22 protein-coding genes and 1 pseudogene are annotated in these 19,530 nt (G+C 39.2%); 6 read left to right on the top strand and 17 right to left on the bottom strand.

The features are described 5' to 3' along the window. Positions 1 to 64 precede the first annotated feature (64 nt). Genes GNP35_RS12550 through GNP35_RS12530 form a run of 5 tightly spaced genes read right to left on the bottom strand, consistent with a single transcriptional unit; the run spans position 65 to position 2,732 of the window. Positions 65 to 598: a DUF3750 domain-containing protein gene (locus tag GNP35_RS12550; RefSeq protein WP_155696439.1), complete on the bottom strand. Its 534-nt coding sequence runs from the start codon at positions 596 to 598 to the stop codon at positions 65 to 67. Between the two features lie 18 nt (positions 599 to 616). Then, positions 617 to 1,432: a glutamate racemase gene (gene murI / locus GNP35_RS12545; RefSeq protein ID WP_155696438.1), complete on the bottom strand. Its 816-nt coding sequence runs from the start codon at positions 1,430 to 1,432 to the stop codon at positions 617 to 619. A gap of 9 nt (positions 1,433 to 1,441) precedes the next feature. Continuing rightward, positions 1,442 to 1,885 carry a hypothetical protein gene (locus GNP35_RS12540; RefSeq protein ID WP_155696437.1) on the bottom strand — a complete coding sequence of 148 codons (444 nt, stop codon included), beginning with the start codon at positions 1,883 to 1,885 and terminating at the stop codon, positions 1,442 to 1,444. Positions 1,886 to 1,898: 13 nt separating this feature from the next. After that, the gene (ybaK, locus tag GNP35_RS12535) at positions 1,899 to 2,366 is read right to left on the bottom strand and encodes a Cys-tRNA(Pro) deacylase (protein WP_155696436.1); all 468 of its coding nucleotides are present in this window, start codon (positions 2,364 to 2,366) and stop codon (positions 1,899 to 1,901) included. Between the two features lie 12 nt (positions 2,367 to 2,378). Beyond that, positions 2,379 to 2,732 (bottom strand): DUF3703 domain-containing protein, encoded by a 354-nt coding sequence (locus GNP35_RS12530; RefSeq protein ID WP_155696435.1) that lies wholly within the window; start codon positions 2,730 to 2,732, stop codon positions 2,379 to 2,381. A 291-nt stretch (positions 2,733 to 3,023) separates the two neighbouring features. Between GNP35_RS12530 and GNP35_RS12525 the strand changes: the two genes are divergently transcribed. After that, entirely contained in the window at positions 3,024 to 6,350 is a 3,327-nt protein-coding gene (locus GNP35_RS12525; RefSeq protein WP_155696434.1) for an MHYT domain-containing protein, read from the top strand. Continuing rightward, complete coding sequence (locus GNP35_RS12520) at positions 6,351 to 7,337, top strand: response regulator (protein ID WP_155696433.1); 987 nt, start codon at positions 6,351 to 6,353, stop codon at positions 7,335 to 7,337. Here GNP35_RS12520 and GNP35_RS12515 read toward each other — a convergent pair. Next, positions 7,334 to 9,160 carry an alpha/beta hydrolase gene (locus GNP35_RS12515; protein WP_155696432.1) on the bottom strand — a complete coding sequence of 609 codons (1,827 nt, stop codon included), beginning with the start codon at positions 9,158 to 9,160 and terminating at the stop codon, positions 7,334 to 7,336. The genes GNP35_RS12520 and GNP35_RS12515 overlap by 4 nt on opposite strands. A 138-nt stretch (positions 9,161 to 9,298) precedes the next feature. Between GNP35_RS12515 and GNP35_RS12510 the strand changes: the two genes are divergently transcribed. Continuing rightward, positions 9,299 to 11,347 (top strand): winged helix-turn-helix domain-containing protein, encoded by a 2,049-nt coding sequence (locus GNP35_RS12510; RefSeq protein WP_155696431.1) that lies wholly within the window; start codon positions 9,299 to 9,301, stop codon positions 11,345 to 11,347. Between the two features lie 9 nt (positions 11,348 to 11,356). On the opposite strand, the gene GNP35_RS12505 is transcribed toward GNP35_RS12510, so the two are convergent. The 7 genes from GNP35_RS12505 to GNP35_RS12475 all read right to left on the bottom strand — a co-directional run bounded on the left by GNP35_RS12505 (position 11,357) and on the right by GNP35_RS12475 (position 15,084). Next, the gene (locus GNP35_RS12505; RefSeq protein ID WP_196492516.1) at positions 11,357 to 12,028 is read right to left on the bottom strand and encodes a substrate-binding periplasmic protein; all 672 of its coding nucleotides are present in this window, start codon (positions 12,026 to 12,028) and stop codon (positions 11,357 to 11,359) included. 230 nt (positions 12,029 to 12,258) lie between these two features. After that, a complete protein-coding gene (locus tag GNP35_RS12500) occupies positions 12,259 to 12,540 on the bottom strand; it encodes a hypothetical protein (protein ID WP_155696429.1) in 282 nt (93 codons plus the stop codon). A 124-nt stretch (positions 12,541 to 12,664) separates the two neighbouring features. Beyond that, positions 12,665 to 13,198, bottom strand: a complete 534-nt coding sequence (locus GNP35_RS12495) for a GNAT family N-acetyltransferase (RefSeq protein ID WP_155696428.1) — start codon at positions 13,196 to 13,198, stop codon at positions 12,665 to 12,667. A 10-nt stretch (positions 13,199 to 13,208) separates the two neighbouring features. Then, the gene (locus GNP35_RS12490; protein ID WP_155696427.1) at positions 13,209 to 13,655 is read right to left on the bottom strand and encodes a DUF6174 domain-containing protein; all 447 of its coding nucleotides are present in this window, start codon (positions 13,653 to 13,655) and stop codon (positions 13,209 to 13,211) included. A gap of 131 nt (positions 13,656 to 13,786) precedes the next feature. Next, entirely contained in the window at positions 13,787 to 14,386 is a 600-nt protein-coding gene (locus GNP35_RS12485; protein ID WP_155696426.1) for a class I SAM-dependent DNA methyltransferase, read from the bottom strand. Beyond that, on the bottom strand, positions 14,376 to 14,936 hold the full coding sequence (locus tag GNP35_RS12480; RefSeq protein WP_155697138.1) for a DUF6942 family protein: 561 nt from the start codon (positions 14,934 to 14,936) through the stop codon (positions 14,376 to 14,378). The genes GNP35_RS12485 and GNP35_RS12480 overlap by 11 nt, the downstream gene beginning before the upstream one ends. Position 14,937: 1 nt before the next feature. Continuing rightward, positions 14,938 to 15,084 (bottom strand): hypothetical protein, encoded by a 147-nt coding sequence (locus GNP35_RS12475; RefSeq protein WP_155696425.1) that lies wholly within the window; start codon positions 15,082 to 15,084, stop codon positions 14,938 to 14,940. A gap of 18 nt (positions 15,085 to 15,102) precedes the next feature. Between GNP35_RS12475 and GNP35_RS12470 the strand changes: the two are divergent. Then, positions 15,103 to 15,646: pseudogene (locus GNP35_RS12470) on the top strand (YaeQ family protein). Between the two features lie 115 nt (positions 15,647 to 15,761). Here the strand turns inward: GNP35_RS12470 and GNP35_RS12460 are convergent. Together GNP35_RS12460 and GNP35_RS12455 are read right to left on the bottom strand one after the other, a co-directional pair. Then, positions 15,762 to 16,121 (bottom strand): VOC family protein, encoded by a 360-nt coding sequence (locus tag GNP35_RS12460; RefSeq protein WP_155696424.1) that lies wholly within the window; start codon positions 16,119 to 16,121, stop codon positions 15,762 to 15,764. 59 nt (positions 16,122 to 16,180) lie between these two features. Further along, positions 16,181 to 16,591, bottom strand: coding sequence for a hypothetical protein (locus GNP35_RS12455; protein WP_155696423.1), 411 nt, complete (start codon positions 16,589 to 16,591; stop codon positions 16,181 to 16,183). 308 nt (positions 16,592 to 16,899) lie between these two features. On the opposite strand from GNP35_RS12455, the gene GNP35_RS12450 reads away from it, so the two are divergent. After that, on the top strand, positions 16,900 to 17,721 hold the full coding sequence (locus tag GNP35_RS12450; protein ID WP_155696422.1) for a DUF4437 domain-containing protein: 822 nt from the start codon (positions 16,900 to 16,902) through the stop codon (positions 17,719 to 17,721). A 137-nt stretch (positions 17,722 to 17,858) separates the two neighbouring features. On the opposite strand, the gene GNP35_RS12445 is transcribed toward GNP35_RS12450, so the two are convergent. Then, positions 17,859 to 18,161, bottom strand: coding sequence for a hypothetical protein (locus GNP35_RS12445; RefSeq protein WP_155696421.1), 303 nt, complete (start codon positions 18,159 to 18,161; stop codon positions 17,859 to 17,861). 138 nt (positions 18,162 to 18,299) lie between these two features. Here GNP35_RS12445 and GNP35_RS12440 point away from each other — a divergent pair, with 138 nt between their 5' ends. Further along, positions 18,300 to 18,770 carry a hypothetical protein gene (locus tag GNP35_RS12440; protein ID WP_155696420.1) on the top strand — a complete coding sequence of 157 codons (471 nt, stop codon included), beginning with the start codon at positions 18,300 to 18,302 and terminating at the stop codon, positions 18,768 to 18,770. A gap of 73 nt (positions 18,771 to 18,843) precedes the next feature. Here the strand turns inward: GNP35_RS12440 and GNP35_RS12435 are convergent, their stop codons facing one another. Further along, a complete protein-coding gene (locus GNP35_RS12435) occupies positions 18,844 to 19,530 on the bottom strand; it encodes a pseudouridine synthase (RefSeq protein ID WP_155696419.1) in 687 nt (228 codons plus the stop codon).

The following is a 19,530-nucleotide window of genomic DNA, read 5'->3' as shown; positions in this document are numbered from 1 at the left end:
CATTCAGCGATAACATATTACTAACTGGTTTTAACCTAAAACCTTGATTGTTGAGTAACTGGCACTAATCGGCATAACCACTACCAATGGCTCGAAAGGGCATGTCTAGCTCCAGTTCAGGTACTTTTATGCCTATCCACGCTGGAAATGTATTGCTATTTGGACCTGGAAATAAAGTGTATTCGTCTTTCCAAGGGTATTGCATTACCGCTGCTTCTATTTCTGGAATCAGCTTTGATGCTTTAGCACCGCTAATGGTTAAAAATGCCTCTGGTTTGGCGCCATACCAGTAACGATCTGGCGTTTTAGTAGTGTAGGTTCTAATAGCTGGGCGGCCTTCTTTTACGCCCCAACCAACCACTTCGTATACAGTATATTCATCAGCGCCTTGTTTTTTTAACGCAAACCAAGAGTGAACCGCAAACCAGCCACGCCAGCTAAAAGCGTCAGCTGCATAAAATTGAATAACTGCATCTTGAGTCAGTTCCGGGTTTGGCGCTAAACCTGCTGGCTCACGACTTGTTTCTCGCCAGTTTTTGGAACTACAGGCGCTTAAAAGCACCACAGTAAGAATAAAAACAATGAGCTTTACGTTCATTTTTATAACCTTTATTTATTAAATATCTAATTGGTTTACGGCAATATCAGACTTTCGATCGCTAGGACTCCACAAGTCCTTTATTAATAACTTATTCTGCTTAGAGGCTAAGGTAGTGAACAGTGTAACCGACGCTTTTTCATCATTGGTGCTCAACAGTTCTTTTTCTAGCAACCGACGTTGTAATTGAGCTGCAACAGGGGCTGCGGTATTTATTATACTTGCGCTGCCCGCGACGGCTTTTTTTATAAGCGGAGCTAAAAAAACATAATGAGTGCAGCCTAAAGCTATTTGATCAACGCCTTGGTTAATTAATGGTGTTACATATTCATTAACTATTTGCTGAGCATATTCGCTAGTAAGATCATTATTTTCAACTAAATCTACAAGCTTAGGGCTGGCTTGAACTCGCACATCTACATGGTCGACAAAGCGGTTTACAAGAGCTTTAAATGTGTCGCTATTAATGGTTTGTTCTGTTGCGAGTACACCAACAATGCCCGATTTACTGTTTAATGCAGCGGGCTTAATGCCAGGCTCAACACCTACAATTGGAATATCGAAGTTGGCCCTTAATAACTCAATGGCGTTAACCGTCGCTGTATTGCATGCAACAACAATTGCCTTACACTGTTGTGTAATAAAGAACTGGGCGATAGCGAAACAACGTTCTTCAATGTCTTTTTTACTTTTATTACCGTAAGGTGAATAGGCTTGATCGGCCACATAAATCAAATGTTCATGTGGCAAAAGCTCGCTAATGTCTTTGGCAATTGAGAGGCCCCCAACGCCAGAGTCAAATATGCCAATGGGTGCGGCTTTTTTTTTAGACATAAAACGCGATTAATCCACCAAAATAGAGTTGATTTTGCTTTGATCAGTGAAGTGGCTATAACTTGTAATGGCCGTCATCACTTTGTCGTTGCTCATTAATTCTTGCATTGCAACTTGACCTACAAGTTCAAAACCCTGCTCAATAGCTTGTGGATTAGTTTTATATGCGGCCTTCATTTCTGCAGAGCAGTTTTCTGTAAGCAAGCGTGTTATTAATGAGCCAATAGCTTTGTCGCTATTGGTATAGTTGTTTGCCGTAATATTTGAAAAAGACTCAATTTCAGGGTGCGCAGCCATGGCAAAGAAAATCCATTTTGCTAACTTCTTCCGCTCTTTGCCATTTAAGTTGTCTACTAAACAAGAGGCAAATTGTTGTGTGGAATTATCGGCTAGGGATGCAGGAGCAACGCTTAAAAGGCCAACAAAGAGTAGTGATTTTAAAATTGTATTCATTATTTTCTCGTTATTATTTTTTTAGTGAACAAACAACCGCTTTTGTTATAGAGATTAAGTCTAAAGCAGATAGCTCAATTTCTAAACCTCGTTTTCCACCACTGACGTATATTTTTTCAAACACGAGCGCAGATTCGTCAATAAAGGTTTTTAACTTTCTCTTTTGTCCTAAAGGGGAAATGCCGCCAAGGATGTATCCCGAGCTTTTTTCAGCAGACTGTTGCGACGCCATTTCCGCCTTTTTAGACTTAGCTATTTTGGCAAGCTTTTTCATGTTTAGCGTTGTATCAACTGGCACAATAGCCACCACAAGATCACGCCCGTCCAGGGTAACCATTAGGGTTTTGAATACGAGTTTAGAAGACAAGTTCAACTTTTCAACGGCTTCTAAACCAAAGGACGCAGAGGTGGGATCGTGCGTGTAAGCTAACACTGAGTGTTTTATTTTTGTTGCAATAAGCTGATTAATAGCTGGTGTCATTTTAACAATTAACTAGGAGTCATTGACTAGCTTTATAATGCGTTTGTTTCTTTCCGACAGGGGCATTGCCTTAAAAGGGCTCACATTTGCACCACCTGTATTACCAGAAGGAACAAGACCCACAAAGGTTTTGGTTGCTGCGCCAACAATTCTGAAAATTTGCCCTAGCGCTTCTTTCAAGTCATTTTGAGATATGGCCCACTGAAGCATTTTTAGATGGGACTTAACATGCAATATTGTTGAGTGTTGACCCAAAACGTGAGCATTCTCAAGTGCATTAAATGCCTGGCGGCTATCACCTTCAGCGGCGAATTTTTTTGCCGAGATAAACTCTTGCTGTACAAAAGGCTTCATTTTTTGGTACATGTTATTTCTCACAATTAATAGCGCATTTATTCAACTTATTAGATTATGGCGAGGGTGGATTTCTGTCAATGTTCTATTTATTTCTAATTTGACCTTTTGAAAAGTAAGGTTTTTAAGTCCGTCGAATAAACATTAATATACGCTGAACACCTTTAATTTAGCTATCATCTGATCTAAAAGTTAAGTAACATCATTAGTCATGAAATATTTCCTTACAAAATTTGTAACGTATTAAAAGTAATAGCAATTTACCAACCGGTTGCGCTATCCCAATGGAACCTCAAAAATATTATGCTCAATTGGCTAACGACGCTTTTCTCAATTCCCCCAGATAACATGTTGATGTTTGGTACCTACAGCAATTGGATGGTGGTGTTGTCGATATTTATCGCGATATTTGCCTCGTTTATGGGCCTACAAGTATCAGCTGAAGCCGCAAGAGCAGGCTCTTTCAAACGCAAACAAATAATGTTGTTGATAGGAAGTATTGCCTTAGGTGGTGGTATTTGGAGCATGCACTTTATTGGCATGTTAGCGTTTAACCTTTGCACAGACGTAGAGTATGGCTGGCAACTAACCTTGTTGTCTTTACTGCCGGGAATAGGTGCTTCTTGGGTGGCCTTAAATCATATTTATAGTAATAAAAATGGGCCTGTATCTTTACTTATTGGTGGCGTGCTTGTTGGTGCCGGTATTGGCACAATGCACTATACCGGTATGGCCGCTATGGAAATGGCTTCGCAACTTAGGTACGACCTATCTACATTCGCGTTGTCTATTGTTGTTGCAGTTTCGTTAGCCGTTTTATCACTTTGGATTCGTTTCGGCTTAAGTAAAATCTGGCATAAAAAAGGCGGCGAATGGCAGGCCAATTTAGCGGCGAGTGCTGTAATGGGGCTGGCGATATCTGGCATGCATTATACCGGAATGGCGGCCGCGCGTTTTGTGAAGCCCCCGGGTTTTGAAGAAAGCTCTCAGCCCCCTGAAACGTCAATTTACTTAGCGCTTGCGGTATCAGGTATCACTATTCTAATTATCTGTTTAGTTATGGGTATTAACATCGTTTACAAGTATCGCGATATTTCACGGCGTGCGCTAGAAAATGAGCGACGTTTAAAAGCCACTATGGATACTGCCGTTGACGGTATTATTACAATAGATAAGCGCGGTACGGTTACTAGTATTAATAAGGCCACTGAACATTTGCTAGGGTGGTCTGAAGCTGAGCTTGTTGGTAATAACGTCAAAATGTTAGTACCGGAGCCTTTCAGAAGCGGTCATGATGGCTACATACAGCGTTATTTAGAAACCGGTGAGGCTCGAATTATTGGCCAGGGACGAGAAGTTCAAGCCCGCCACAAAAATGGCGAAACGGTTGATATCCGATTAGGTATTGGCCATGTGAAATTAGCAAATAATGATTTTTTTGTCGCGTTTATATCTGACATACGTCAACGCTTAAAAATGGAGAATGCACTTCGTGAAAATGAAGAAAAGTTTCGCTCTCTTATTTCTAATATTCCAGGTATTGCTTATCGATGCTTAGATGACGAAAACTGGAGTATGGTATTCATTAGTGATGCCGTACAAGCAATTACTGGTTATGCCGCCAACGACTTTACCTTGCCAAATCCAACCGTTAATTACTCAGACCTAATTCATCCGGACGATTTAGCACGTGTGAATGAAGCTGGCACTACTAAAGGCTCTTTTAGCATTGAATACCGAATCATCCGAAAGGATGGCACAGTTAGGTGGGTAATGGAGCACGGCGCTTATATAACTGAAAAGCAAACAGGCGAAGTGTGGTTGGACGGCTTTATAATGGATATTACTGAGCGTTATCAAATGGTTCAGGAGTTACGTCAGGCGAAAGATAAAGCTGAACAAGCTGCGTCGGCCAGGGCAACCTTCTTAGCCAATATGAGCCATGAAATTAGAACTCCAATGAACGCGATTATAGGTTTTAGCGACATTCTCCTTGATAGCGAAATGGAGAATGAGCAACAGCGCCACTTAAAAACCATTAACAACTCTGCTAAGTCATTATTATTCTTACTGAATGAGGTTTTAGATAGCGCCAAGCTTGATAAAGGAAAACTAGATTTAGAGATCAGAACGTTTTCACTGGTTGAAGAAGTTGACGCTGTAATTTCAACTCTCTGGCTACAAGCTCGTAACAAAGAATTATCGTTAATTACCGAAGTGTCGCCTGAGCTAGAAAGCTTATACTCAGGTTCTCCTGAGCGTATTAGGCAAGTCCTTACCAATATTGTTAATAACGCGATTAAATTTACACAGGCGGGTGAAGTTAAGCTAACCGTTGCGCCAGTTAACGGCAATCACATCGAGTTTGTTGTAAAAGATACAGGCATTGGCATGAGTCCAGAGCAGCTTAGCACTGTGTTTGAACCATTTACTCAAGCAGATGCTTCTATGAGTCGTCGTTTTGGCGGCACAGGCTTAGGCACCACTATTAGTAAACAGCTGGTGGAATTGATGGGCGGAAAAATTTCAGCAAATAGTGAGTTGAATAAAGGAAGTGAGTTCCGATTTGTTATTCCGCTGTTGGCTTCACAGGAAGTAAAAGAAGAAGAGAAGCAGCATATTGCACTGCCACCTCAAACCATTTTGGTGGTTGATGATATACAGCAAAATATAGATTTATTGTCGGTTCTGCTTACTCGAAATGGTCACAAGGTGCTTACCGCACGTGATGGTCAACAGGCGTTAATAAGAATGGAATCAGAAGCTAACATTGATTTGGTATTAATGGACGTTCAAATGCCAGTAATGGATGGTTTAACCGCTGCTATTGAACGACGTAAAATAGAACAACAACACAATATTAAGCCTATTCCAATTGTTGCGCTTACTGCGAGCGTTTTAGAAGATGATAGGTTAGCTGCAGAAGCGGCTGGCATGGAAGGTTTCGCAAATAAACCTATTGACTTCTTATTGCTAAATCAAGAAATGGCAAGAGTCTTAAAAATTGATGTTTCTAACACTCAAACTAAAAGCTCAAGTACTCAAAGTTGTGCACTTATTGATGAGAAGAAAGGGTTTTCGTTGTGGGGAAGTAAAACTGAGTATTACCAACAGCTCATCTATTTTGTTAAAGAGCAACGTGTTGAGTTTAATGATCTACAAAAAAGCGTTGATTCCAGCGACTGGGCTGCTTTGAGTGCGTCGGCACATAAACTAAAAGGTATTTGCGGCAATTTGTCTTTGATTAGTTTAATGCGCAACTTTGAAAAACTAGAAGTTGTTCTAACCAAAACTCCAGAAGAGTGTCGAAGTACAGTAGATTCGATAATTAGCCTATTTCATCAAGTAGAAATTAAAGTGGCAGAGACGATAGAAGAAAAAAAGGCTGAGGAAACCAAAGATATTGATGTCCCTTCTTTAACTAAGTTGCTTAATCAAATAGAGGCCTCCGTGGCTGAAAATGAAATAGATGAAAGCCTTTTGGAGACACTATCTGAATTTAAGAGCAGCCAGTACCGTGAAAATGTAAGTGCAATTACTGATGCCATTAATGACTTTGAATTTGAGCAAGCTCAGCTTCATATTCAAACACTCTTAAGCAAACTACACAGTCAACAAAAGGAATTGTAAATGTCTAAAAATGAACAGCCTAGTTTACTTGTCGTTGACGATGAGCCTGCAAACCTCAGGGTTATGAAGCAAATTCTACAAGAGGACTACCGTTTAGTTTTCGCTAAAAATGGTGCAGAGGCATTGCGTTTGGCCGAGCAAAAAAAGCCAGACTTAATTTTGCTCGATATTATGATGCCAGACATGACTGGATTTGAGGTTTGCGAAACCTTAAAGAAAAACTCTAGTACTAAACAGATCCCTATAATTTTTGTTACTGCGCTTGATGACGAAACTGATGAAACGCTTGGGTTTGAGTTGGGAGCAGTTGACTACATTAGTAAACCAGTTTCACCACCAAGAGTTAAAGCAAGAGTAAAAAATCACTTGTCACTTGTTCAAGCGGATGTGCTGCGCGAAACAAGGTTACAGGTTATTCAACGCCTAGGTCGTGCTTCCGAGTATAAAGACAACGAAACTGGCATGCATGTAATGCGTATGAGTCATTATACACAGGTGTTAGCGCTTGCTTATGGTTTGGGCGAGTCTATGGCAGAAAACTTGTTGAATGCGGCACCTATGCACGACATTGGCAAGATAGGTATCCCAGACAGTATTATGCTCAAGCCTGGGAAGTTAACTGATGAAGAGTTTGCCATCATGAAAACTCACCCTCAAATTGGAGCTGAAATTTTAGGTGGCGATGACTCAGAGTTAATCATGTTAGCTAAATCGGTTGCGTTAACTCACCATGAAAAATGGGATGGCACTGGTTATCCTAATGGCTTAAAAGGTGAGGAGATACCAATTGAAGGGCGCATTACTGCGTTAGCAGACGTATTTGATGCGTTAACTAGCAAACGCCCCTACAAAGATGCTTGGAGCGTTGAAAAAACCATGGACTATATGCGCGAACAAAGTGGACGCCAATTTGAGCCAAAGCTCATAGAGCTTCTAGAACAATCACTAGGTGACATTCTAGAAATAAAAGCACAATTTTTAGATTAATTGAGTTCGCTTATGGCTTTGATAATGACCGCTGGATTTTGAAAGACCACCATGTGATCGCTATTTTCCAGTGGAATATACTGTCCGCCAGTTTTCTCACTAATAGCTTTGCTCCAAGTTATACCTTCTTGTTGCCATAAGGTTAAACGCTCTACATATTGCTCATCAGCTTCCGCAATATCAATGGATTCGAAATCGCTATCTATAACGGTGATTGGCACGGTTAAGTTGATATCATAAGAGTAAGCGATGGCTAAGTCATCGTGATAGTTAATCACTTCAATAGCTCTATTCAGCTGATTCGGAATGTTGGCTCGGCGCTGACTTATTAAATTAAAGTAAGGCCAGTCCATATCTTCTGAATATTCAGGAGCAATTAATGCTTCCATTTCTGTTTTTTCATTTTCTAATTTAACGAGTGTTCTTTCAGTCCAATTACCTTGTTCAATGTGAGGCATTAAACTTTCTTGAACGTCTCGATACCAGGAAACAGGGTAGTCTTGATATAAACTAATAGAATGCGGTTGCAATACATCGGGATCAATCCAAACTAAATCAGTTAACTTATCTACCAAGGTTGAATCTGAACTGTTTTGCCAAGTGTGAGCAAGCAGGTTACCACTAGCAAAACTGACCATTATAAAAGCCTCTTCGTTCAAGGCAGCTAAAGTTTGGTCGAGTGCAGGCGCAAAAGAAGCATAAGCCGGTTCAGCCACCATACTGCTAAATCCATTGCCAAATCGTTCAATAGCATGAACTCGATGAGTTTTAGCAATGAGAGGTTGTAACAGCGAAAACCAAGCGCTATCGCTGTGATAATTTTTATTGAAACCTGACAAAAGAATAACTGCAGGTCCGTCATGTTCCAAGCCCATACTGCGCACGTGAACGTCTAATGGGGTGGTTTTGTTTATTCTGTATAGGCTAGAAAATTGGTCCAAAGGGAGCGCACTAACGGAATTAAAAAAGTGCAGAATTTCGTTGGTAGAATTAAAGTTAGTAAAGTGCCAAGAGTGTTGTCCTCGCTCCAAAGCAACAAGCTTATTAATATTTGAGTCGTTCTCAAATATAAGCGTCGACATATCTTCACCAATATCTACTTTAACTTCTGTCTCAATGCCGTTTTCTTTGGCAATAATATTAATGGCTTGTTCACTGGAAATTAAGCCAAAGTTTGAGTGTTCTAAACCCATAAACGGTAAAACGGAATCATTTTTACCATGCACCATCAGATAGTTTGTATTGTTTTCAATTCGACATTGCTGTGATAGTTGTTTTGACATTGGTGAAGCAACTGACGCGAGTGCAGTAAACTTGAGGTTGCTATTACACATTAAGTTTTGAACAAACAATCCACCTTGAGAGAATCCAGCCCCATAAAGTTCGTTTTCGATGATGTTATATTTGCTTTTAACATCAGCAACTAACGCTTCAACAAACCCTAAATCATCAATACCTAAGCGGTGGGGTTTATTGCAATCACAGCCTTCATTCCATTCTTCTACTTGTGATTGTGGGTACACCACTATGTAATCTTCGGAAGCGCTTTCAAAATTGGCTACGCTTTTCATTCGCCTAGCCCCTTGTCTAGAGCCGTGAAAAACAAGTAATAACTTATAGGCTTTATTTGCGTCAAAACCAGTTGAAGGTTTTGCTAAATAATAGATGCGATCATTAAGCTCAATCTTAGAAAGCGAATTGGAAGTTTTGTTTGAGTTCTCTATATTGAGACTCTTTTTCGGCGAATTGCCTGTGCCATTGCAACCGACTAAAAATAATGTGATGGCGAATAGTTTTAAAAATAAGTATATATATTTACGCATATTGTTTTACTCTTTATCCAAACGGATGCTTACCAAAACATAGGAAGGTAAATCGGCACATATTTTCAGCTTATGTTTATGTTATGTTAATGTTATGTTTTTATTTTCTATATATTTCAATTGGATGGAATCGTTTAAGTGCTATTGATTGCTGATGTTACTTTTGACCAAGGTCAACGAAAGTTAATAAAAGGTGAGCTGTCTCGTTCGCTTGAACCTAAAGTTTTTAGTCTTTTGGTTTTGTTGATTTCAAAAAAGAGTCAAATTGTAACTCGAGATGAACTCATAGCTGAGGTCTGGAAAAATCGCATTGTAGGTGAGGGGGCAATTAATCGTACTGTATCTTTGTTGCGAGCTCACTTTTTAGCGTTGACCAAAATTGATATTATCGAAACAGTTCCTACTCAAGGTTATCGCCTTGTTGCCAATCTAGATGAGTACACAGTAAGCCAACCATCTGACGTTAATAAAACAGCACAATCAAAAAAACGTTTTAGATATTCGTTCCCATTTGTTTTTTTAACTTTGCTGGTTGTCGCATTTTTAACAACCGTTATCTTTCTACAAAAAAACGAATCTGTCGATAAAGCGCCCATGGCTAGTTTAGAATTATTGGATGGACCGCTCGTTGGTTTGTCAGGTTGGGAGTATGGCTTATCAAGTACAATTGATGGCAGTACACTACTCTTTCATCACGTTGGCAGTGACTCTATGGACGGCACTGACAGTGTTCAGCGAGTGTATTTGTATAGCACTGAACATCATACAAAAGAGTCTATTTTAGAAAGCTCAATTTCCGCTATTAGCCCGTCAGGTGAGCATGTAATTTACGTTAATTATGAAGCGCAACAATGCACCTTTTCTTTATATACCGTTGCGAGCAAACGTAGCGAGTCGTTGATACCTTGTGACGAACCTCCATCTCATCTTATTTGGGGCAGCAACAATACCTTCTATTTTAATAAACGACTCAGTAAGTCACACCCGTATCAGGTATTTAGTTTTAACTTGGATACGTCTCAAATAACCCAAATAACAAATCCCAACAGCGCTAATAATACCCGAGGCGATTTTAACTTTTCGTTTAGTAATGTAAGCAAGATGTTATCAGTGGTTCGTTATCTTGATGAGCAGGCTTCTCAAATTATTTTGTTTAAAAACAACATCCAAGTCGCTGAATTTGACGTCAGTTTAGGCATAAAGAGTTCAGCCTGGCACCCAACAAAAAACCAGTTACTTATGGCAGACACATCCAATATATATTTGTTGGATTCTAATACTGGGGTTTATACAAAGATAAAGCAGCTCAATTTGGATGTGAAGTCACTGGCAACGGCCTACAGTAATGGAAAGCCTTTGTTATTAGTTGGAAATGCGCATGTAAAGAGTAGCGTCATAAAACAACATTTGGCCGATGGTTATCGCGAGGTTTGGCAAAAAAGTGGTCAGACGGAAATGCTTCCCAGAGTAAAAGGCAACACTCACTTAGTATTATCTACCCGCTATAAAAACCATCAATGGTGGCAGGTAAATAAAGGAGATGCGTCAATTATAAAAGCTGAATTGCCCTTTGATTTAAAATTTGTAAGGTATGAGATTTCAAGTGATGAGAATTATATCCTTTTTACTAAAAATGGAGTGGTGTATGAGCTGGATATTGAAACGGGTCAGTTAACTACATTATTTGATGATCATGAACACAGCTACGTAGTAAATTATGACACTAATAATCAACAGAGCCTTATTTACAGTGGTAATCAGAGCGGGCAGTGGCAACTTTGGCAATATGACCGAGATACTAATACACATACAAAACTAACAAAAAATGGCGGATATAGCGGCTATGTTGTTGGCGAGTATTTATATTATTCTAAATACACAACAGATGGGCTTTGGCGAAAAAAGCGTTCCTTAAACAACGAACAGGAAGCAGCTGAAGAACTGCTCATAAAAGACTTTAGTAGGGTTAATTGGCTGAACTGGCAGGTAATCGACACCAATATCTATTTTTATAGAAAGGCATCAGGTGTTTGGCGCTATAGTTTGGACGCAAAAACCGAGGAGCTTATATTTCAGGCTCCTGCAAATTTTGTTCATCAATACACAATTTCACCAGATCAGAAGTCAATTTATTGGGTCAAATTAGAGCCGGTTGAAGGTGATATATTTCAATACGCTATTGACTAATGAACAGGCTTATTTGCTTTGGTTATTAATAAACCCTTCCTGCTCCATGTCTTTTAGTACTTGAGAAATTGCCGGGACTAATTTTATGTGTTTTTTGTGAATGTAATGATAAAGCTCAACTTTTGCTAAAGGGGGATTAAGCATGTAAATATTATTAGGTGGACTACTTTCAAAACTCTTATTAGCAAGAACTTTACTAACTACAACAACATCCAACCGATCTTTTTCTAACATTTTAAGTAGTTGCTCTACTCTAGATACGGAAACAACAGTCATACCTGCAGTGGCGCTTTCAAGTACTTTAATCCCTCGGCGTATACCAACTCGATAGGGACGTAGATCGCCCCAGTTTGTTATTTTAATATTTCTATTTTTTACAAAGGCCGCAATTTCAATGGTATTTATTGGGACAGGAAGCCTAATAAGGTTGGTATAAACATCATCTATGCCCTTTTTCCGAAATACCTCTCCGTCGACTATTCCTTTATTGGCAAGTCTTAATGAACGTTCAGCTGGAGTAAAAACGATAGAAATAGGGATGTTAAGTCGAGCGTAGGCTTCTGTTAGCACCAGTTCGCTAGCGGTAAAATTTCCTCCAGAGCTGCTCGAAAATATTAACGCAGTTTGAGCCAATGAAGAATTTGTAAATAATAAGATAGTGAGCAAAATAAACTTAAGCATAATTTGCATTCACATACTCGACAATAAGAATAGGTTTTAAAAGCTTAGACTAAAAATCAAACTCAGCATGAATTTAATTGACTTGCTCGGTCTAAATTTAAATATGTAAAAACGTGCAAAAAAACAAAAACTTTAAAATACAAAAAGTAATGGGGGTAAAGACCTGTGAAAGAGGTTACAAAATAAAAAGCCTCAGCGAGTGCTGAGGCTTATACAAATAATTAGATGGATTAACCTTTGGCTTCTATCTCATTTTTTGCTTTAGCATTTTTATATGCTTGGCGTGATTTTGTATCACAATATTTTGAATTATTCTGGCGATCTCTTTTGCTTACTGAAGCAGATGAGTAATGCTCTTGGCACCAGTTGGCATTCCTTGCGCGTAAAGTGTGCTTTGCACTAATAGGCTCTTTTGCCACTTGAGCGGTTGTATCGTTATCATTCGTGGCTGAACAGCCTGAAATGACTACAGCAGCTGCAAATAATGGTAAAGCTATTTTAAATTTTCTCATGCTAATCTCCTTCGCATTTGAACGGTTTTTGAGCGTTGTTCAATTTTAATACTAGTGTAATGCACATAAAAAACAAGTGTTTAAAGAAAAGAAAAGAAAAACACCCACGTGATGTCAGGTAAAACTATGTGCGGACGTCGCTATTTAAAAGGCCAAAGACCTGATCATTTTTCCAATTGCCACCCAAAATAAAGTTGTCTATTAAGGTGCCTTCATGAACAAAAGCACACTTTCTTAATAAATTAGCACTGGGTAAATTGCCCTCTGTGACGGTCGCTTTTATCTTGTGAAAGTTAAACTGGTTAAAGCACAACTCAATCATGCATTGTGTAGACTCAAAGCCGTATCCTTTTCGTTGAAAATTAGGGCTCAATAGAAACCCAAGTTCAGCTTGTTTATAAGGACTCCATTCAGCCAGCATGCCCGTTAAGCCTACTGGAAGAGCGGACTCTTTTTCTCTAATAACAAGGGTTAGCCAATGTGAAGATGTCAGCTCCCAAGGATGCAAACGAGACTCAAAGCGGGCCCTAATCTCCTCTTCGCTTTGAGGGTCGCAAACATACTGAATAACCTCAGGTGTTTCATGTAATAACTTGAAAAAAGGCCAATCAGACTCAGTCAGTTGATGATATGTCAGGCTTTTAGATTCTAGCTTCATGATAAAACCATTAGATAAATGAATACACAGAAATGGTGTAACCATCGCAATCTGCGCTGCTTTTGTCTGTGCTGTATTTTGTTGGATAGCCTAAGCGGCTATCAAAAGAAGGTTCACCTTCTATGCTGTTTATTGCAGACTTCATTTGCTCAAACAAAGCTAAAATTGTGGGATAGTTATTATTTTCTAAAGGGAGGTTATTACCTGAGTCTATCTCGTAGACTTTCGTAATTGAATTATCCTCCACTGTTATTTCAACTGCAGGCAACGCATCTGCAGTTGGGCAGTCATTAGGCAGATTTTGATAAGTGAATGTATAACTCTCTATGCCTGAACTCATCCATATCTTTTGATTCATCTCGATAACACTTAATAAATCAGAATTGTCATTTGAGTCACTACTGCATGCACTAAGAGTTAGGCAGCTTAAAAAACTTATTAGCATTATTAGTTTCATTTTCTTCCTTGTGGGCAAGGGAACAAGCCCCAATTAGTTTTATCACGTTAGTGATTAATAAGAAAAGTTAACAACCTTTGGTCGCTTTTATTAATTATTGTTTAATAATCTGTAACAACTAAACTGAAATATCAATACTTCTCAACAATCATATACGTATGAAGCTCTGGATATTGAGCCAGCTCTAAATGTTTAATGCTGCAACCAAGCTCTTTAAAAAGACTTAAAAAACCGTTTGTGCCTAGCGACGAATAATAAACTTCAGGGCCCATATAATCGTCCGTATGAAAGCCAGCTTCGCTGGTTCCTCCAAAAGAAAAAATGAAAATTCCACCAGCATTTAAACTTTTGATTATTTTAGTTATTACCTGTTTTTGTTCGCCAAGCGGTATATGCCAAATGCTATCCCAAGCAGTAATGAAGTCATACTTTTGAATCAATGAATATTGGCATATATCAGCATGAATGAAGTTTACCTTTGGATGTTTTTCTTTAGCAAATTGGAGCATTTTTTCAGAAATGTCTAACCCAGTAGGGCTGTAGTTTTGCTCTAACAAAAGTTGGATAAAACGGCCTGTTCGGCCACAACCTATATCTAACGCTTTGCCTTGTTTTTTTGAGAAACCCAGAGCCTTTTTATGCGCATCAATGCCATTGCTCATATTAAAAACCTTAGCATCCCAAAGGTGGGTGATTTTATCGTAAGCTCTACCTATGTCTTCAGGTTTCATGATGGGCCTTTTTTGAATTCAGCTCGGCTATTAACTCTACTAAGCGAATAATTTTTATGTTGGATAACTGCCGATAATCAAAATAAGGGCACACGATTATTTGATGCTCATGATTAATCGCAAACTCATTGTCTAACCACGTTAAGCCGTGAGGCAACTTTAGTGAATTAGCGTAAGTTCGGCCCATAATGATGTGCACAGCTGGTGGTGCGGGGGCCGCAGGTACAGCAAAACTAGGCGGTGTAAACATCAGACTTGTGCCACTCTTTAGCTGTAATAGCTTTTGATCGCGGTAGTCTTGCCAACAATGATACTCCTTTGTGCCTACACGTTCAGAGGTGCACGCAAAAACAAGTTTTGCGTAAACATTAAAGACTTTTCGCCAACCATTACCGCACGCTTGCCCACAGGCATAAATTTCACCTTTTGACATGGGGTGAACATTGTCATCGCTGACGTTAAAGTCAAAGTCTGGTCGGTTGCCAATATACACGTTAAATTGTGCGTCATTATCGCCAAGTCCAATAAGAGTGGTTGTTGCTTTAGTCATATTAGTCACTGTAGCTCATATAGTCTCTCGTATAACCTCTCATATGGTTCTTCGCATTGTTCTCATCACGCATATTTAATGCTTTTACACCCAGTCCTGCGTATGATGGTCGCGCTTTGTTTAAACACAAGCTAATTTGTTCTGTCACTTCTGGAGTTTACCTAATATGGCCTTAAAGCCAACCATCTATAAATTTAAAATTGCATTGTCAGACTTTAACAATGATCACTACGACAGCATTCAATTAACGGTAGCGCAACACCCTTCAGAAACAATTGAAAGAATGATGGCCAGAGTAGTTGCGTTTCTGCATTCAAAGTGCCAACGACAAAGAACAGCTAATGACATTTACAAAAGGGTTGAGCTCAGTAGATGAACCAGACATTTGGTTGAAGGGCCTGGACGATCAATTACACCTTTGGTTAGATGTTGGTGAGCCAAGTTTTGAACGAATGAAAAAAGCATCTCGGCTAGCAAAACAAACCGTGGTTTATACGTTTAATTCAAAATCAGAGGTTTGGTGGAAACAATCACAACCTCAATTATCTACCATTGCCGTCGAGGTTTATCAGTTTAATTGGGAAGAGATTAAAGCGTTAGCGTCACACGCGAATCGCACAATGGATATTTCATTAACCATCAGCGGCCAATCTATTTATGCTGCCATTGGCGATGAGCAAGTAGAGTTAAACTGGGTTCAACTTCAATAGAGGAACCCAGAATAAACGTTTATTTACCTAACATTCGACTAATAGTACCGTCTTTGTCCATAAACTGGTGTTTAAGCGCACCAGCAATGACTAATTCGACGCCAAATAAAGTCAATTAAGAATCCTCTAAACACCACACAGCAAACTCATTGCCACTCGGCTCTATGAAATGGAAACGACGGCCACCAGGAAACGAAAATATTGGGGTCGATATTGTTCCACCAAACTTCTCTACGGTACTCTGAGTCGCTTCTAGGTTGTCAGTTTTAAGAACTAGTAGGGCGGCTCCGGCTGCTGCGTTTGATGTTAAGTCAGATTTGTAAAAACCACCGTCTAAGCCTTGGTCATTAAATGCGGTGTAGTCTGGTCCGTAATCAATAAATGTCCAACTAAAAGCATCTTCAAAAAATCGTTTAGTTGCAGGTAAATCTCGAGAGGGAAGTTCCACATAGTTAAGCTTGAGGTTGTGACTCATATTTTCCTTTCCTTGTTAAATCTTTATTACTTCAGATTCACGTTAGCGCTTTTCTATTTTTAAAATTTAGTGTCTTTAGTGCTTCCAATCTTTTGTAGACTAATAAATAAAAAAGCACTGATAAACCCAGAAATAACGGTGAAAACTATACGTTGGATAGCCGTTATAAAATCAGTCTCTTTAGTATATTCAGCAAAACCGAAATAACTAATATTTAGGCTCATTGCTATAGAGACTTCAAAAATAGGAGCTGCTAAACCAAAAGCGAAAACAAACAAACGTTGTTTTAAACCCAAGGCTAATACAAGAATTGATATTGCAGTAAAAGTAGCAAAATGATCACGAAAAAACATGATAAAAATGAACGTAGGCTCAACTTTCATAATCAATAGTCTAGTAATATTTAGACTCGCATAAACCAAAGCACAAAGGATTATGATTTGTGGGTTTGTCATTTGGATATTTTTCATGACACTAGCCTAAGTGTTTAACTGTTTGATATTAAGTTTTATATTCTTCTATATCTGGCCGCCCGTCAATCGCAATAACTTTCCTATTGATAAGTTTAGTTCTTAAACCGTCTATACTCTGCGTTAATTCGTCTCTAATAATTCTTATCGCAGGGGAAATGAGTTGACGACGTCGTAAAGCTTGCACAGAAGTTTAGACGGTGGGTGATTATCTTCGTTTCCATGAAACTGTATAAGCAGTTTGCCCATTTATCAAAAGATAATTTAGTCCTAGGATAAGTTCATACCAACTCAACGGAGAACGCGACATGACACGTTTATTAAATATCCCGACTTTCTTATTAGTGAGTGCTATTTTGGCGCCATCAGTGCTAGCAGAGACTACAACTTCAAAAGTAGTGGCAGCTAACGATATTAAATGGGGCTACCTAAACCCGCTTAGAGGAGATAAAAGCCCTGGTGCAGCTGACTTGTGGGGTAACCGAACGACTGATACTGCAACGGGAATGTTAGTTCGCTTTAAAAAAGGTTTTGAGTCGCCGCCACATATTCATAACATCACCTATCGCGGCATTGTGATTGAGGGTTTGATGCACAATGACGACCCAACCGCGGCAAAAATGTGGATGCCGGCTGGATCGTTTTGGACTCAGCCAGCGGGTGAAGACCATACAACCGCTGCCAATACTGAGACGAATTTAATTTATTTGGAAATAGATTCGGGGCCATATTTAGTAAAGCCGTCTAAAGAAGGGTTTGATAACGGCGAGCGCCCGTTAAACCTACACAGAGACAATATGGTGTGGCTAAATAACAGTGCGCTTGTTGATATAAAGGCCCATGACGTTAAGTTAACAACATTGTGGGAAAGCACAGCAGATATGAACGGCTCAATGATAAAGCTGCCTGCTGGTTTTGAGGGGAAAATTACTACCAACGCGAGTGAATTTAGAGCCGTAGTGATTGCTGGCTCAGTTGACTACAAATCTAAAGCTAATAAAACGGTGCAACATTTAAGCCCAGGCAGCTATGTAGAGTCTTCGGGTAAAATGAGTCACGAAATTACAAACTCTAGCAACACAGAATCAACTATTTACATTCGTACCAATAGTAAGTATCAAGTTAAATAGCAGCTTGAAATACAACTAAAAAGGTTTTCCCAAAGCGGGTGATTACTTGTCTACGTAGCACACCTTAGTGCTTGCAATATAGTCATGTAAGCACCGCTTTTCACGACCAAAAATGAATAGCGGGTTAACAATTCTATTTATTCATTTACCACTGGCTTTAGCTTAATCGTGATTTTTGTAATTAAAAAAGCAACCGCAGTCCAAAAGGTGATGATTACGCCATAGGCCAGAGCGGATTGAGGCGACGCTCCAAACTCTCCAATTATGAAATGGCTTTCACCCAAAAGCTGCGCAATACCAGTCCAAAGAACAGGAATATTGATCCAAAACAAGGCAGGTAACATTGAACCTTGGACGTCAATTAGTGCTAACAGCAAAGGGATCTGAAGAAGTAAAACAGTAATAATAAAGCGTTTTAGAAATACATTGTTGGATAACATAATGACTCCATGTCAAAAAAGGGTGAATGAATAATCGCCTCTGCAGATAGCTACAAGTACAAAATACAATTTAACTATTTGAAATTAATTACGATCAAAAAATGTCTACTAATGATTAAAACACAAAAAGAATAGAAAATGCACACTAAAAATCTAAAGACTATATTTGTTATTGGTATTATTGCCGCCATCGCTTTTATTTTAATACAGCCACTTTTTGGTATGCTCACGCTAACATCTAGGCATGCCTTCGCCTATGTGAATATAGGTAACTACAGCGAGACTGCAGCTTTAATCTTATCTTGGTTTGTGCATATTTCTGTTTCGGTATTTTATGCCTTTATTTCGAGTGTAATTTTTAGCTTTAACTCCTCTAGTACCGTCAATACAGGGCAAGTGGTAATATTGGGTTGGCTAACTACATTAACCGCAACGCCAGCCAATGAATGGGTTGTTAAATTTGTTACTAAAGGGCAGTGGGCTGAACTATCTTCACTATCAGCCTTAAACACACAAATAGGGCCAAAGCTGTGGTTACACATTTTGTTTTTTGCATTGGTTGTAGGTTTATTAATGACAGCAAAGCGGTTTAATAGAGTTAGGCTTTAATCGTTAAAGGTAGACTTTACGTCTATCCCAACATTGTCTACCTCAATAGCTATCTCAACGTTTATCTCAAAATCTAGCTCAGGGTTTTAATTTCTTTCGGGGTTAGATAGCGCCATTGTCCTTCCTCAACATCAAGTTTTACATTGCCAATTGACTCTCGGTGAAGGGAAATTACTTTATTACCAATTGCAGAAAACATACGTTTTACTTGATGGAATTTACCTTCGGTAATGGTCAGTAACACTTCCCGTGCAGTTAGAACTTCTAAGGCAGCAGGGCGCGTTAGATTTTGCTCGCCTTGCAATTTAATACCAACTTTAAACTTTTCAGTCGCATCCAAGGCAATGTCTTTGGACAACTTAACTCGATAAACCTTACTGCACTCTTTATTTGGCGATGTAATATTAAATGACCAACGTCCATCATCAGTAATTAAAACCATACCGGTAGTATCAGCATCGAGTCGGCCAGCAATATGCAATTCAGACGGGTTTTCAACACTGAGATGGTTGAATAAAGAGGGGTATGCTTCATCTATGTTGGAGCAAATAGTACCAGCGGGTTTATGCATAATAATATAACGAAAGTCTCTGGCTTTAAGTATATCGCCATTTAGACGTAGGTCATTATTTTCATGAACTTGAGTCGTCTCATTCACTTCAATAGCGCCATTAACGGTGACTTGGCCTGCCTTAATTAATTCAACTGCCTCTGACTTTGATAGCGCAGTACTTTTACAAACAAATTTATCAAGGCGCAT

It is taken from the genome of Psychrosphaera haliotis (assembly GCF_009728465.1).
GTDB classification, from domain to species: Bacteria; Pseudomonadota; Gammaproteobacteria; order Enterobacterales; family Alteromonadaceae; genus Psychrosphaera; species Psychrosphaera haliotis.
The sequence above is the reverse complement of the archived record's forward strand: the minus strand, read 5'-3'. Positions and strand labels throughout refer to the sequence as shown.